12 protein-coding genes are annotated in these 13603 nt (G+C 65.5%); 6 read left to right on the plus strand and 6 right to left on the minus strand.

The annotated features are described in order from the left end of the window. The first annotated feature begins 97 nt into the window (after positions 1-97). A complete protein-coding gene (locus tag DCM79_RS19935; RefSeq protein ID WP_257175970.1) occupies positions 98-1408 on the plus strand; it encodes an ABC transporter substrate-binding protein in 1311 nt (436 codons plus the stop codon). 196 nt (positions 1409-1604) lie between these two features. Here the strand turns inward: DCM79_RS19935 and DCM79_RS19940 are convergent, their stop codons facing one another. The 3 genes from DCM79_RS19940 to DCM79_RS19950 all read right to left on the minus strand — a co-directional run bounded on the left by DCM79_RS19940 (position 1605) and on the right by DCM79_RS19950 (position 3791). Further along, a complete protein-coding gene (locus DCM79_RS19940) occupies positions 1605-2774 on the minus strand; it encodes a Gfo/Idh/MocA family protein (RefSeq protein WP_257175971.1) in 1170 nt (389 codons plus the stop codon). A gap of 44 nt (positions 2775-2818) precedes the next feature. Beyond that, positions 2819-3133 carry a septal ring lytic transglycosylase RlpA family protein gene (locus tag DCM79_RS19945; protein WP_257175972.1) on the minus strand — a complete coding sequence of 105 codons (315 nt, stop codon included), beginning with the start codon at positions 3131-3133 and terminating at the stop codon, positions 2819-2821. A 217-nt stretch (positions 3134-3350) separates the two neighbouring features. Beyond that, entirely contained in the window at positions 3351-3791 is a 441-nt protein-coding gene (locus DCM79_RS19950; protein ID WP_257175973.1) for a hypothetical protein, read from the minus strand. 357 nt (positions 3792-4148) lie between these two features. On the opposite strand from DCM79_RS19950, the gene glgC reads away from it, so the two are divergent. From glgC to DCM79_RS19965, 3 genes are read left to right on the plus strand one after another with little or no spacing between them, the layout of a single operon-like run. Then, positions 4149-5411: a glucose-1-phosphate adenylyltransferase gene (gene glgC, locus DCM79_RS19955; RefSeq protein ID WP_257175974.1), complete on the plus strand. Its 1263-nt coding sequence runs from the start codon at positions 4149-4151 to the stop codon at positions 5409-5411. After that, positions 5408-6862, plus strand: a complete 1455-nt coding sequence (gene glgA / locus DCM79_RS19960; protein WP_257175975.1) for a glycogen synthase GlgA — start codon at positions 5408-5410, stop codon at positions 6860-6862. Before glgC ends, glgA begins: the two co-directional genes overlap by 4 nt. A 36-nt stretch (positions 6863-6898) precedes the next feature. Further along, complete coding sequence (locus DCM79_RS19965; RefSeq protein ID WP_257175976.1) at positions 6899-7159, plus strand: SemiSWEET transporter; 261 nt, start codon at positions 6899-6901, stop codon at positions 7157-7159. A 418-nt stretch (positions 7160-7577) separates the two neighbouring features. Here the strand turns inward: DCM79_RS19965 and DCM79_RS19970 are convergent, their stop codons facing one another. After that, a complete protein-coding gene (locus tag DCM79_RS19970; protein ID WP_257175977.1) occupies positions 7578-8375 on the minus strand; it encodes a class III extradiol ring-cleavage dioxygenase in 798 nt (265 codons plus the stop codon). 152 nt (positions 8376-8527) lie between these two features. On the opposite strand from DCM79_RS19970, the gene DCM79_RS19975 reads away from it, so the two are divergent. After that, a complete protein-coding gene (locus DCM79_RS19975; protein WP_126255372.1) occupies positions 8528-8707 on the plus strand; it encodes a hypothetical protein in 180 nt (59 codons plus the stop codon). A gap of 195 nt (positions 8708-8902) precedes the next feature. Here DCM79_RS19975 and DCM79_RS19980 read toward each other — a convergent pair whose 3' ends face one another. Next, positions 8903-10360 (minus strand): carboxylesterase/lipase family protein, encoded by a 1458-nt coding sequence (locus DCM79_RS19980; protein WP_257175979.1) that lies wholly within the window; start codon positions 10358-10360, stop codon positions 8903-8905. Positions 10361-10436: 76 nt separating this feature from the next. Then, complete coding sequence (locus DCM79_RS19985; protein WP_257175980.1) at positions 10437-10616, minus strand: hypothetical protein; 180 nt, start codon at positions 10614-10616, stop codon at positions 10437-10439. Between the two features lie 263 nt (positions 10617-10879). Here DCM79_RS19985 and DCM79_RS19990 point away from each other — a divergent pair, with 263 nt between their 5' ends. Beyond that, on the plus strand, positions 10880-13525 hold the full coding sequence (locus DCM79_RS19990; RefSeq protein WP_257175981.1) for an alpha/beta hydrolase fold domain-containing protein: 2646 nt from the start codon (positions 10880-10882) through the stop codon (positions 13523-13525). The last annotated feature ends 78 nt before the right edge of the window (positions 13526-13603 follow it).

A 13603-nucleotide genomic window follows, 5' to 3' on the forward strand; every position in this document is an offset into this window, starting at 1 on the left:
GTGCGACCGACCTCGACTTTCGCGATGTTGACTTTCCGTTGGCGCGCTCCCCATACTTCGCAAAAAACAACATAAGACGGTTTTGAGGGAGGATAGGATGCCGACTTCACGCAGGCAGCTGCTGAAGGGTACGGCGGCTGCCGCCGCCACGCTCAGCCTCGATTGGACCCGGGCCCAGGCGCAGGCCGAGAATTTGCGCATCGGCCTGATCTACGATCTCACCGGCCCGTTCGCCGCCGGCGGCTCGGTCGCCTCCTCGGTCGGCGCGCAGATCGCCATCGACCTCGTCAATGAGAAGGGCGGCATCGGCGGCAAATACAAGGTCACTCCCGTCGCCGCGGATTCCCAGAGCAAGCCCGACGTCGCGATCAACGAGGCGGAACGTCTGATCAGCCAGGAGAAGATCGACATCCTCAACGGCGTCTATGCGAGCTCGCACGCGGTGCCGCTCGCCGCCAAGGTCGAGCAGCAGAAGAAGATTCTCTGGATCACGACCGCGGTCTCCACCGCCGTGTTCAAGGACAAGAACCTGCAATACGTGTTCCGCGCGCAAATTCACTCGGATCAATACGGCCAGGCCTTCGCCGCCTTCCTTACCGAGCACGCCAAGGCCAAGCTCGGCATGGAGGCCAAGGACGTCAAGGTCGCGCTGATCCACGAGGACGGCCCCTACGGCGTCGGCGTCGCCGCCGCCGACGAAGCCTACGCCAAGGAGGCCGGCATCCAGGTCGTGCTGCGTGAAGGCTATTCGGCTTCCGCGCCTGACCTGTCGGTGCTCGTCACCAAGATCAAGCGCTCCAGGGCGGACGTGATCTCGCACGCGGGCTACAACCCCGACATCACCCTGTTCCTGCGCCAGGCCCGCGAGAGCGGATTGCGCTTCAAGATGCTGTTCGGGGCCGGCGCGGGCTACAGCCAGCTCGACAAGCTGCGCGCGACGTTTGGGACCGACATCGACAATTTCTGCAACATCGACCCGGTGCCGGCGCAGCTGCTCGATCCCGCCAAGCTCGCGCCCGGCATGGGCGAGCTGATCAAGACCATGGTCTCGCGCTATCAGGCCAAGACCGGCGCCACCGACGTGCCGCCGCATTGCTCGATGGGCTTCAACCAGACCTGGGTGCTGCTCAACAACGTGCTGCCGGTCGCCAAGGAGAAGTACGGCAGCTTCGAGCCCGAGGCGATTCGCAAAGCCGCGCTCGACGTCGACATTCCCGCCGGCGGCACCATCCAGGGCTACGGCGTGAAGTTCTTCCCGCCGGGCACGCCGCTCTCCGGCCAGAACGAACGCTCGACCCCGGTGGTGATGCAGAATGCCGGCGAGCACATCTCGGTGGTGTGGCCGACCAACATCCGCACGCGGGACCCGGTATTCCCGCTGCCGAAGGGCTCGACCTACGGGGCGTAGCTTTGCTCGCCGCGAAGGCGGTGCACCCTCTCCCCTTGCGGGAGAGGGTGGCTTCGCAAAGCGAAGCCGGGTGAGGGGTTCTCTCCCCGAGTCCAACTCTTAGCAAGCGCGTGGAGAGAACCCCTCATCCGGCGCTTCGCGCCACCTTCTCCCGCAAGGGGAGAAGGATGGCATCATGCTCGTGGCACTCACTGCCCTACAGCACCACCCGTCGTCCCTCCTCCGCCGCCCAATAGCCGGCGTAGTTCACCTTGATCGTCTCATAGGCCAGCGCGAGATCGGACAACGGCTGCCGCCCGCTCGCCACGCATTCCATGAAGTCCTGGATCTCCTGCAGATAGCCGCGCGTCCATTCCTCCTCGAGGCAGACATATTGCCAGCCGGTTTTGCGGTCGACCTTCTCCGTGATGTAGACCGAGGCGAGCTTCTCCTCGCTGGTCTGGTAGCTCATCAGATGATTGTTCGGGGTGATGTTGGCGAACAGCGAGCCGCCGGACGTGTAGGTCTCGATCAAATTACGCACGCCGCCCATGACCATGTCGCCGGAGAACACGGTCGCCTTGGTGCCGTCGGAGAAGGTCGCAGTGAGCGTGCCCCAGTCCTCGACGTCGACGGGATTGGCTTTGATGTAGGTGCGCTCCTCGGGCTTGAGCCCGGCGGTGACGTTGCCGACGTCACAGGTGACGCTGGCGACGCCAATGGTCTCGCCGCGCGCCCTGGCCTCGACCTGCTTCAGATAGAGCACGGCCGAGAGCGGATGGCAGCCCATGCGGATCAGCGAGCCGCCGCCGGTCATCGCCCATTGCGCGGCATGGGCCGCATGCGAGCCGGAATGGCTCTCCTCGCCCTTCATGAACAGGATCTTGTCCCTGGTCGCCCTGACGATCTCCGCAATCTTTGTCACCGCGGGCGCGTAGACCCAGTCCTCGGCATACATGAAGAGCTTGCCGGTGCGCTCGATCGCGGCGCGCGTCTTGTCCATCTCCTCGATCACGCGCTCGTACATCAGCGCCTTCGGCACGTGCTGGCCGATCGGCCGCACATCGCCGTCGCGGCCGAAATAGCCGGCGAAAGGCTTTTCGCAGATCACGTGCTTGCCGGCCTGCATCGCCGCAACGATCATTTCCGCGTGAAGATTGGGCGGGGTGCAGATGTCGACGACGTCGATCGTGCCGTCCGCGATCAAATCGGCGAAGCTGCGATAGACGCGTGCGATGCTGTGGCGGCTGGCGAATGCGACGACACGGTCGCCGCGCGCGGCCACCGCGGCAACCTCGACATTCACGCCATAGACGCGCCGGAACGCGTACATGTGCAGCTCCGACACGAAGCCGCAGCCGACGAGTCCCACCCTGATCCCAGCCATAGCCCTCACCTTTGCTCGGGCAGCACTATAGCGCGCGGGGCGGCCTATTCCACGGAGACCCGCACCACGCCGGCGCTCATCATGCCGAGCGCGCGGGCGGCCGGCACCGAGAGATCGACGATCCGGCCGCGGATGAAGGGGCCGCGATCGTTGACGCGGCACTGGATCGTGCGGCTGCCGTAGGACACCCTGAGCACGCTGCCGAACGGGCGCGTGCGGTGCGCGCAGGTCAGCTCGCCGCCCTTGCCGGCTTTTCCATAGCCGTAATACGAGGCAAGCCCACTTTCGGCCTGGGCAACGGAAATTGCACAAAGCGAAAAGCTGGCCAGAGAAAAGAAAAGCGTGGTTCGTGCGCGCACGGCACCGCTCCCGGTTGGCCCTGCCCGGCGCTGCAAACGTCGCTTTGTTCCCTCGGGTTCCAGCAACACTGCCGCGCAAGGCGCGACAGTTCGATCACAGATTATTTCCGTCTGTGAAGACCGACGTGTTTTCGAGGCGGCAGCTCGCCACGATCGCGCTCATGCAGTTTGCCTGCATGAGCTGATCGCCTGACTCTCCCGCCGCCTACGCGGGCATTCACCAATGTCGGCGGTAATAGTGACGGTGATAGACCCGGTGCGGCCGGTAATAGCCGTAGCCGTAGTACGGACGGTAGGGCCGATAATAGCGTGGATAGGCATAGACCGGTGCGTAGCCGTAGCCGTAATAGGCGGGGGCATAGCCATAGCCATAGCCGTAGCCCGGATAGCCGTAGCCGCCGTAATAATAGGGTCTGCCGTAATAGCCATAAGGCGCGCCGCCGGCGATGGCGCCGCCGATGATTGCACCTGCAGCGAGGCCACCAATGGCCAATCCCCATCCGCCGCCGCGCCAATGCACCGGCGTGACGTCATCGCCGACCGCCGCCTTCATGGTCGCGACGTTGGTCGGCAGCGGGGCCGCCGCCGCCTGCTGGATTTGACCGGCGATGACCACGCCGGCCAGCGAACAGGCAATTGCCGTTTTCCAGAACCTCATCGTCTCAGCTCCTGTTTGACGTTTCGCTTGGAAAAGGATCGCAGCGGCATGATCGGGCATCGTTGCGTTATGTCAAATCCCGGATCTTCGAGCCGGAATTTTGCGTGCGGCGCACAAGTCCCATTCATGCCTCCTGGCGAGAGGGCCGTCGGCATGCAAAGCGCCCGAACCATCCGCCGCCCGGCGTCGCCGCCGCGGTGCCGGAGCCGGGCGGGCAGAGCATTAAGCTTCCCGCGCTCGCAACCAACAACCTACTTCACGATTTACTATGCGTACCGCTACTATCTGTTCCAAGGGCGCGAGGGCTTCTCGCGACAAATGGCCTCGGTCTGCGCCGGGCGTGAGTGGGAGGATGACATGAGTGCCGTCGGTAATGAGCCGCTCGCCCGTCAGGCGCTGGCGTTCGTCCTGGCTGGTGGACGCGGCAGCCGGCTCCTGGAGCTGACTGACCGGCGCGCCAAGCCCGCCGTCTATTTCGGCGGCAAGTCCCGCATCATCGATTTCGCGCTGTCGAATGCCGTCAATTCAGGCATCCGCCGCATCGCGGTCGCCACCCAATACAAGGCACACAGCCTGATCCGGCATCTTCAGATGGGCTGGAACTTCTTCCGTCCCGAGCGCAACGAGAGCTTCGACATCCTGCCCGCGAGCCAGCGCGTCTCCGAGAACATGTGGTATGTCGGCACGGCGGATGCGGTCTACCAGAATATCGACATCATCGAATCCCACGCCTGCCGCTTCATCGTGGTGCTGGCCGGCGACCATATCTACAAGATGGACTACGAGGTGATGCTGCGCCAGCACGTCGAGAGCGGCGCCGACGTCACAGTCGGCTGCCTGGAGATGCCGCGCGCGGAATCTTCCGGTTTCGGCATCATGCATGTCGACGAGAACGGCTGGATTCAGGAGTTTCTGGAGAAGCCGAAAGATCCGCCGCCGATGCCGGGCAAGCCGGACGTCTCGCTGGCCAGCATGGGCATCTACGTCTTCGACGCAAAGTTTCTGTTCGACCAGCTCAAGCGCGACGCCGAGGACCCGGACTCGAACCACGATTTCGGCAAGGACATCATTCCCTACCTCGTCAAGAACGGCCGCGCCATCGCCCACCAGTTCTCGACCTCCTGCGTCCGCTCCAGCCGCAACAACACTGCCTATTGGCGCGATGTCGGCACCGTCGACGCCTACTGGTCCGCCAATATCGATCTCACCGACGTGGTGCCGGAGCTCGATCTGTTCGACCGCGCCTGGCCGATCTGGTCCTATTCGGAGATCACGCCGCCGGCGAAATTCGTCCATGACGAGGAAAGCCGGCGCGGCCAGGCGGTGAGCTCGCTGGTCTCCGGCGGCTGCATCATCTCCGGCGCCTCGCTGCGCCGCTCGCTGCTGTTCACCGGCGTGCGCATCAACTCCTACGCCAATGTCGAGAACGCGGTCATCATGCCCTATGTGAATGTCGGCCGCGGGGCTCGCCTGAAGAACGTCGTGATCGATCGCGGCGTCGAGATTCCCGAAGGCCTCGTCGTCGGCGAGGATCCCGAATTCGACGCAAAGCGATTCCGCACCACCGAACAGGGCATCTCCCTGATCACCCAGCCGATGATCGACGGGCTCAATAAATGATGCCTGTTCGCGTCCTCGCGGTCGCTTCGGAAGTCTATCCCATCGTCAAGACCGGCGGCCTCGCGGACGTCGCCGGCGCGCTGCCGATCGCGCTGAAGGCGCACGGCGTCGAGATGCGCACCTTGATGCCGGGCTATCCCGACGTGATGCGGCAGGTCGCCGGCGCCGCGGAGATTCGCAGCTGGCCGGATTATTTCGGCGGTCCCGGACGGCTGCTCGCCGGCTTCCACGAGGGGCTCGACCTGTTCGTGCTCGACGTGCCCCACCTCTATGCGCGGCCGGGCAACCCTTACGTCACCCCTGAAGGCGTCGACTGGCCCGACAATGGCGTGCGCTTCGCGGCGCTGTCGCGCGTCGCGGCCGACATCGGCCGCGGCCTCGTGCCCGCGTTCGTGCCCGACGTCGTGCACGCCCACGACTGGCAGGCCGGGCTTGCGCCCGCCTATCTGCACTATGACAATCGCCCGCGGCCTGCCACCGTGATGACCATCCACAACATGGCCTATCAGGGCAAGTTCGCACCTGATCTGATCGGGTCGATCGGCCTGCCCTGGCACGCCTTCAACGTCAATGAACTCGAATATTTCGGCGGCATCAGCTTCCTCAAGGCCGGGCTGCAATTCGCCGACCGCATCACCACGGTGTCGCCGACCTACGCGCGGGAGATCCAGAGCGACGAGGGCGGCATGGGATTCGGCGGCCTGTTGCGCGCGCGCCGCGATGTGCTGAGCGGCATCCTCAACGGCATCGACATCTCGGTGTGGAATCCGCAGGACGATCCCCACATCGCCTACCGCTACGGCGCCGAGGACCTCACGTTCCGGGCTGCGAACAAGGCAGTGCTGCAGCAGCAGTTCAACCTCGATTCCTCGGACGAGGCGCCGCTGCTCGGCGTCATCAGCCGGCTGTCGTGGCAGAAGGGTCTCGATCTCCTGCTCGAGGCGATCCCGACCATCCTGCGCGAAGGCATGCAGCTCGCGCTGCTCGGCAGCGGCGACCGCGATCTGCAGGACCGCTATCAGGCTGCGGCCCGCGCCAATCCCGGCCGCATCGGCGTCGTGATCGGCTATGACGAAATCCTGGCGCACCTGCTCCAGGCCGGCTCGGACGCGCTGATCGTGCCCTCGCGCTTCGAGCCATGCGGGCTCACCCAGCTCTGCGCGCTACGCTATGGCGCCGTCCCGATCGTCTCGCGCGTCGGCGGGCTCGAGGACACTATCGTCGATATCGACGAGGCCGCCGCCTCCGGCCGCGATGCCACCGGTTTCAAGTTCGCACCCGTGACGGCGGAGGCCCTCGCCGGCAGCTTGCGCAAGGCCAACGCCGCCTTCCACGACAAGCAGACCTGGCGCCGGCTGCAACGAAACGGCCTTGCGACCGACGTCTCCTGGCGTGGCCGCGCTGGCGACTATGCCGCACTGTATCGTGATCTGATGGCGGCGCGCGCCTGAACGTGACCATCGGCGAATCCATGTTATAGAGCCGGCATGGACCCCTTCGTCATCAAGCTGATCGGCTTTGCCGCCGCCACCTGCACCACCGTGGCCTACGCGCCGCAAGCCATCAAGGTGTGGAAGACCCGCTCCACCGGCGACATCTCGCTCGGCATGTTCCTGGTCATGGTGCTGGGCCTCGCGCTCTGGCTAATCTACGGCCTGCTCTCCGGAGACGCCCCGCTGGTCGCCGCCAACGCCATCACCATGGTGCTCGCCGGCGGCATTCTGGTGATGAAGCTGAGATACGGGTGAGGTTGACCCTCTCCCCTTGTGGGTGTTCAGACCGGGGAGATGGTGGACGGGTGTTCGGAGACATCGTGGACACTTTCGACAGCTCAGTAAGGAGGCTGTCGGATGCCGTTCCGCGAGGTGTCTCGGATGGACGCGAGATTGGAGTTTGTCTGGCGTCTTCGACGTCGTGTTCAGAACCCAAACGATTGCAACCGTCGACATCCGACCTCTCGACGGGAGCCCAGAAAGTGTCCACGATGTCTCCGAACACCCGTCCACCATCTCCCCGGTCTGAACAGTGGGAGAGGGTGGCTCGCCGCGTAGCGGCGAGACGGGTGAGGGGTCTCTCTCAGCGATTCACATGAGAGTTGGACTTGCGGAGAGAGACCCCTCATCCGGCGCTTCGCGCCACCTTCTCCCACAAGGGGAGAAGGAAGATTCAACCACCAAACACATACGACGCCATCGCGACACCCGAGACCTCGTCGACGAAGACGCGCCTGCCGACATCGCTGCCGGCGGCACCGGCGGCCACCATCAGCGGCAGCAGATGGTCCTCGCGCGGATGCGCCAGGCGCGCACTCGGCGCATGTTCCCAATCGACCAGCATCGCGTTGCGACGGACCGGATCCGGGTTGCTGATCGCCTCGTTCAGATAAGCCTCGAAATCGTAGGAGACCGGCCTGGACTCCGGCCGGTTGAAGCCGCGCATGTTGTGATAGGTCAGCCCGCTGCCGACGATCAGGATGCCATCATCGCGGAGCGAGGCGATGGCTTCGCCGGCCTTGATGTGCTCGGCCGCATCGTAGGCAGACTTCAGCGACAGCAGCACGATCGGCATGTCGGCGTTCGGATACATCAAGCCGAGCGGCACGAAGGTGCCGTGATCAAACCCCTGATTGGGATCTTCCCGGCAATCGAGGCCGGCCCGCGTCAGCAGCGCCTTCACTTGCGCCGCGAGCTCCGGCTTGCCGGGCGCCGGATATTTGAGGTGGTACGTATGCTCGGGGAAACCGTAATAATCGTACACCATCGGCGGCTGCGCCGAGGTCGAGACGGTAAAGGCATCGGCCTCCCAATGGCCGGTGATGACGAGCACGGCCTTCGGCCTTTCCGGGAGCAGCTGCGGCAGCCGGCCGAACTCCGCGGCGGTCTTCGCATATTGCACCCGCCTGTCCTCCATGAACGGCCAGGGACCGCCGCCATGCGACAGGAAGAGCGTCGGAAATCGCGTCATGTTGCTGGTCTCATCGGCAATATGCGCGCCAGTGCCGGCGCGACGGCGGCGAGCATAGGCAAACCGGCATGGTTAGCAAGTCGTTAACGATTTGCCGCCCAAAATCTCCGGCATGGCCGAAGCAGTCGGCCTCAAGACAAGTGAGACGTGAGATGAGGAAGTTTGCACTGGGGGACGTCGTCAACAGTGACAAGGGCCGCCGCGGCATCGTGCGCGCCGCCTTCAAGTCGCGGGAAGGCCAGCAATTCTACGCCGTCGAGAAGGACGGCGCGATGGACTATCTGGAGGAAGACCGGCTGACGCCGGCCCCGCGCGTCGAGCTCGCGGCTTAAAGCTCACGCCATCCTGTCGCGCTTAAGATGAGCTCTGACAATTGGACGGAGGCGCGCTCCCTCTCCCGCCTGCGGGAGAGGGTTGGGGAGAGGGTGTTTCCGCAATGGGATAGTATCCCCTAGCGGAGACAGCCCTCACCCGCGCCTTCGGCGCGACCTCTCCCGCAAGCGGGAGAGGTGGGCGGGCTGCGGCAGCTAGCGCGCGAGTCGGTCCAGACGCTCCGCCAAGGGATCGTCGCCGCTCGCGATGCCCTCGTTCGTCATCAGCAGCAGGCGATCGCGACCGGCCGCGGCCCAATGCGGAAGATCCGGACCGTTGGGATCGCCGCTCCTGGCGAAGTTGATCCAATAGGATCGCATGCGGCTTGCGACCTTGCGATCGCCGCGCGAGAAGATGCCTGCCCCCGGCACGCCTTCCGCACCGAAAATGAACTGCAGCTCGCGCCCATGCCCGCCTTCGGGATTGGCGCGCCGGGCCTCCGGCACATAGGCGAAGCGATAGCGAAAGGTCGCCGCGCCGCTTGCTGCATGCAGGCGGGCCAGCAATCGTGCGGGCTCGGTAAAGACCTTGTCGGTATAGAACCTCGCCGCAAGCTCTGACGGCCGGACGAGACCTGGATAGAGCTCGCGCAGCTCGCCGCTCGTGAGCCCTGACGATGCGACCTCCTCCTTGATATCGGACTCGCTGTCGAAGCCCGTCTCGTCGTCGTTCGAGCCGATGATCATGGGAATACGGCTTTGATGTCCGGCTGCAAAGCCCGCGGCAATATCCTCGGTCACCAGATCTCCATCTCTCATCGGCGCGAAGCTGCGCCGCAATGTCTGCAGGAGACGGTTCTCGGCGGCAAGCAGGCGTCGCGGTTCGACGCCGCGCAGATCCGCCTGCGCTCCCAGCGCGGCCACGAACTGCCGGCCGACAGCCTCCGCCTCCTGCACCGAGCGCAGATGCGCGCGCGCTGGAATCGATTGCAGGATGGCTTTGTGAAAGAGACCAAGCGCTTGCGCGGACAGCATCAGGAGCGCGATCGACGTCGCGCCGGCGCCGCTGCCGAACAAGGTGACGTTGCCAGGATCGCCGCCGAAGGCCGCGATGTTGTCGTGAACCCAATGCAGCACGGCGATCTGATCCATCAGGCCGTAATTGCCGGAGCCGCCGTCCGACAGCGCGGGATGAGCAAGCCAGCCGAGCGCGCCGAGGCGATAATTGGCGGTCACGACGATGAGGCCGGCCTGCGCCAGCCTGGCACCGTCGAACAGCGGCTCGTTCGCGCTGCCGCTGACGAAGCCGCCGCCATGGATGAACACCATCACCGGCAGCGGGCCGTCGACCCCGAAGGGACGGAACACGTTCAGCGTCAGACAATCCTCGCTTGCCTCGGGCAGCGCCGGCTGAAGGCAGGGCGCGCCGGAGGCATAGGCGGTGTGCATCTCCGAGCTTTCGGGCGTCGGCTGCGGCGGCCGCCAGCGTAACGCGCCGACCGGCGGCGCCGCGTAGGCCAGTCCCTTGAACGAAGCCACCTCGCCTTCGACGGCGCCGAGCATCTGTCCTTCGCGCGTCAGCGCGAATGGAAACTGCCCGACCGGCTGAGCCATGGCCGAGCCGGCAAGCCAGAGCAATGCGGAAGCCGCAATGAGCGCAAGCAGGGATCGCATCTTCTGGGCATCTCGATGCGCAGACGAATTCGTGTGAGGTTATGTCCGCGGCGCGCCAGCAGGCAAGCCTTGCGGCTTACTCACCGCGCTTTGCGAGAATCTCCGCCAGCGCGCGGCGCGCGACGATGCCGAGCTCGCCGAGCGTCGAGTGTCCGGCCTGCGCCGCCTCGATCAGTCGCTCGGCGATGAACCTGCGGCTATCGTGATCGCCGCCATGCGGCAATTGCCGGCACGTCTGCTCCAGGACGACGTCCATGTTCGCTTTGGTCCGCTCACTCAACTCTGGCATGACGCTCGGCCGCTACGCGTGGCTTGTAACCGCAAGCATACACAGGGCGATCGGGCATGATTAGCCCGGGTAATCACGGCCATTGTGCATCGCGATGCGTGCAGCGCCCGCGACATTCGCGCGGCCATGATGCCGCCGCAAACGACCACCGAAGATTGCACTTGCTCTGATGACAAGCTGAACCTGCAGCGCTAGCCTGCCGGCAAAACGAAACATACGGGAGGAATGCCATGTCTGATGCGATGGTTGCCACACGTGCCTCCGAGGAACGCGGAACCGCTCAGCAGGTCGACGTCGCCGTGGTCGGGGCCGGCTTTGCCGGCCTCTATCTTCTGCACCGCCTGCGCAAGGCCGGCTTCAAGGCCGTCGCCCTCGAGGAGGCCGGCGACGTCGGCGGCACCTGGTATTGGAACCGCTATCCCGGCGCGCGCTGCGACATCCAGACCATCGACTACAGCTACACGTTCGATCCCGAGCTCGAGACCGCCTGGACCTGGTCGGAGAAATACGCAACCCAGCCCGAAATCCTGCGCTATCTCGGCTTCGTCGCCGACCGCTACGATCTCAGACGCGACATCCGCTTCGGCACGAAGGTCACCGAAGCCAGATGGGACGAGACGGCGGAGCGTTGGCTGCTCACCACCGACAATGGCGCCCCGGTCTCCTGCCGCCACTACATCATGGCCACCGGCTGCCTCTCGGCGCCAAAGCCGCCGGAGATCGACGGCGTCAAGGATTTCAAGGGCGAGGTCTATTTCACCGGACGCTGGCCGCATGGCGGCGTCGATCTGGCGGGCAAGCGCGTCGCCGTGATCGGCACCGGCTCGTCGGCGATCCAGTCGATCCCGCTGATCGCCGAGCAGGCCGCGCATCTGACCGTGTTCCAGCGCACGCCGAACTTCGCGTTGCCCGCGCATAACGGTCCGGCGCCGTCGGACCGCATGAGCCTGCTGCAGAGCGACCGCGCCGCCTATCGCGAGCAGGCGCGCCAGTCGATGGCCGGCGTGCCCTATCCGCAGCAGACGGTCGTGAGCTGGCAGTTGAGCGATGCCGAACGCCGTGAGCGGTTCGAGCGTGCCTGGGCGGCCGGCGACCTCGTCCACATCCTGACCCAGCTCTGGGCCGACCAGGCCGTCGACGTCGACGGCAACAAGATCGTCCAGGACCTGATCCGCGAGAAGATCCGCGCGGCCGTCAAGGACCCCGAGACCGCTGCCGCGCTCATGCCGCACGACCATCCCTTCGGCGCCAAGCGCCCCTGCCTCGACACCAATTACTACGCCACCTACAACCGGCCGAACGTCACGCTGGTCAATCTGCGCCAGGAACCGATCAAGGCGATCACCGCGAGCGGCATCGCGACCGACAAGCGCAGCTTCGACCTCGACGTCATCGTGTTCGCCACCGGGTTCGACGCCATGACCGGCGCGATCCGCGCCGTGCATCCGATCACCGGGCGCGGCGGCAAGTCGCTCACCGACGTCTGGGCACAGGGGCCGCAGACCTATCTCGGCCTCACCGTCGCGGGCTTCCCGAACTTCTTCATGATCACCGGTCCGGGCAGCCCGTCGGTGCTCTCGAACATGGCGGTCTCGATCGAGCAGCATGTCGACTGGGTGGTCGACCGCTTGGCCGACTTGCGCGATGCCGGCCTCACCACGATCGAGCCGACCGAGACGGCGCAGGCCGGCTGGAACAGGCACATGGCCGACTGCTCGATGCTGACGCTACACCGGCTCGCCAACACCTGGTACACGGGCGCCAACGTGCCCGGCAAGGTGCAGGGCCTGATGCCCTATACCGGCGGCGTCGGCCCCTATCGCAGCATCTGCGACGAGGTGGTGAGCCGCGGCATGCTCGGCTTCAAGCTCACCGGCCCTGGTGGCGCCGCGCAATGCAATGACGGCGAGGTGGTGCGGCTGCAGCCGGACGTGCGGCTGGTGCTGGGCCTGCTGGCGTCGCTGAACCTGCCGCCGATCGAGTCGATGGGCGCGGAAGGCGCGCGTGCGTTCGTGAACGAGTTCAACAAGAGCCGGCCTGCGGGACGGCCGATCGGCGACATCGTCGACGGCACCCTTCCCGTCGCGGACGGCGCGCTGCCTTACCGCGTCTACAAGCCGGCGACGCCAGGACCGCATCCGGTCGTGGTGTATTTCCACGGCGGCGGCTGGGTGCTCGGCGACGAGCAATCGGACGAGCCGTTCTGCCGCGACATGGTGCGGCGGACCGGGATGATGTTCGTCAGCGTCGGCTATCGTCACGCCCCGGAGCATCGCTTCCCGACCGCGGCCGAAGACGGCTATGCGGCAACGCGCTGGATCGCCGAGCACGCCGAAGAGCTCGGCGGCAGAGCGGGCCCGGTGCTGGTCGCCGGCTGGAGTGCCGGCGGCAACGTCGCCGCTGTCACCTGCCAGCTCGCGCGCGACCGTGGCGGGCCCGAGATCGCCGGCCAGCTCCTAATCTGCCCGGTCACCGATTGCAGCTTCGATCGTTCCTCCTACAACGACAATGCGACCGGCTACTTCCTGACGCGCTCGCTGATGTACTGGTTCTGGGATCTCTATTGCTCGCCGGCCGACCGCACCGATCCGCGCGTCTCGCCGCTGCGCGGCAAGGTCGCCGGCCTGCCGCCCGCCTTCGTGGTGACCTGCGAGTTCGATCCGTTGCGCGACGAGGGGATCGCCTATGCCGAGGCGATGTCGGCCGCAGGCGTCCCGGTCGACCAGCTGAAGGCGCACGGCCATTTCCACTCCTCGTTCACCATGGTCGACGTCGTGATCACGGGCGTACCGGGCCGGGTGCAGATGGCGGAGGCCTTGCGTCGCTTCGCCGGGCAGGCCAGCCCGGGGCACAAGATCGCGGCGGCGGCGAGCTGATCAGGCAAGGCGGCCGGGAACCTTTTCCCGGCTGCTGCATTATGGCGTCGTGGCATTGAGATGCAGCGACAGGTGTAG

Source organism: Bradyrhizobium sp. WBOS07, assembly GCF_024585165.1.
Lineage (GTDB): Bacteria > Pseudomonadota > Alphaproteobacteria > Rhizobiales > Xanthobacteraceae > Bradyrhizobium > Bradyrhizobium japonicum_B.

Bases quoted from the DNA above. Each gene is read 5' to 3' on its own strand.
- DCM79_RS19965 (WP_257175976.1), top strand. From the start codon at position 6,899: ATGGACCCCTTCGTCATCAAGCTGATCGGCTTTGCCGCCGCCACCTGC.
- DCM79_RS19950 (WP_257175973.1), bottom strand. From the start codon at position 3,791: ATGAGGTTCTGGAAAACGGCAATTGCCTGTTCGCTGGCCGGCGTGGTC.
- DCM79_RS19985 (WP_257175980.1), bottom strand. From the start codon at position 10,616: ATGGACGTCGTCCTGGAGCAGACGTGCCGGCAATTGCCGCATGGCGGC.
- DCM79_RS19935 (WP_257175970.1), top strand. From the start codon at position 98: ATGCCGACTTCACGCAGGCAGCTGCTGAAGGGTACGGCGGCTGCCGCC.
- DCM79_RS19980 (WP_257175979.1), bottom strand. From the start codon at position 10,360: ATGCGATCCCTGCTTGCGCTCATTGCGGCTTCCGCATTGCTCTGGCTT.
- DCM79_RS19990 (WP_257175981.1), top strand. From the start codon at position 10,880: ATGTCTGATGCGATGGTTGCCACACGTGCCTCCGAGGAACGCGGAACC.
- DCM79_RS19975 (WP_126255372.1), top strand. From the start codon at position 8,528: ATGAGGAAGTTTGCACTGGGGGACGTCGTCAACAGTGACAAGGGCCGC.
- glgC (WP_257175974.1), top strand. From the start codon at position 4,149: ATGAGTGCCGTCGGTAATGAGCCGCTCGCCCGTCAGGCGCTGGCGTTC.
- DCM79_RS19940 (WP_257175971.1), bottom strand. From the start codon at position 2,774: ATGGCTGGGATCAGGGTGGGACTCGTCGGCTGCGGCTTCGTGTCGGAG.
- DCM79_RS19970 (WP_257175977.1), bottom strand. From the start codon at position 8,375: ATGACGCGATTTCCGACGCTCTTCCTGTCGCATGGCGGCGGTCCCTGG.
- glgA (WP_257175975.1), top strand. From the start codon at position 5,408: ATGATGCCTGTTCGCGTCCTCGCGGTCGCTTCGGAAGTCTATCCCATC.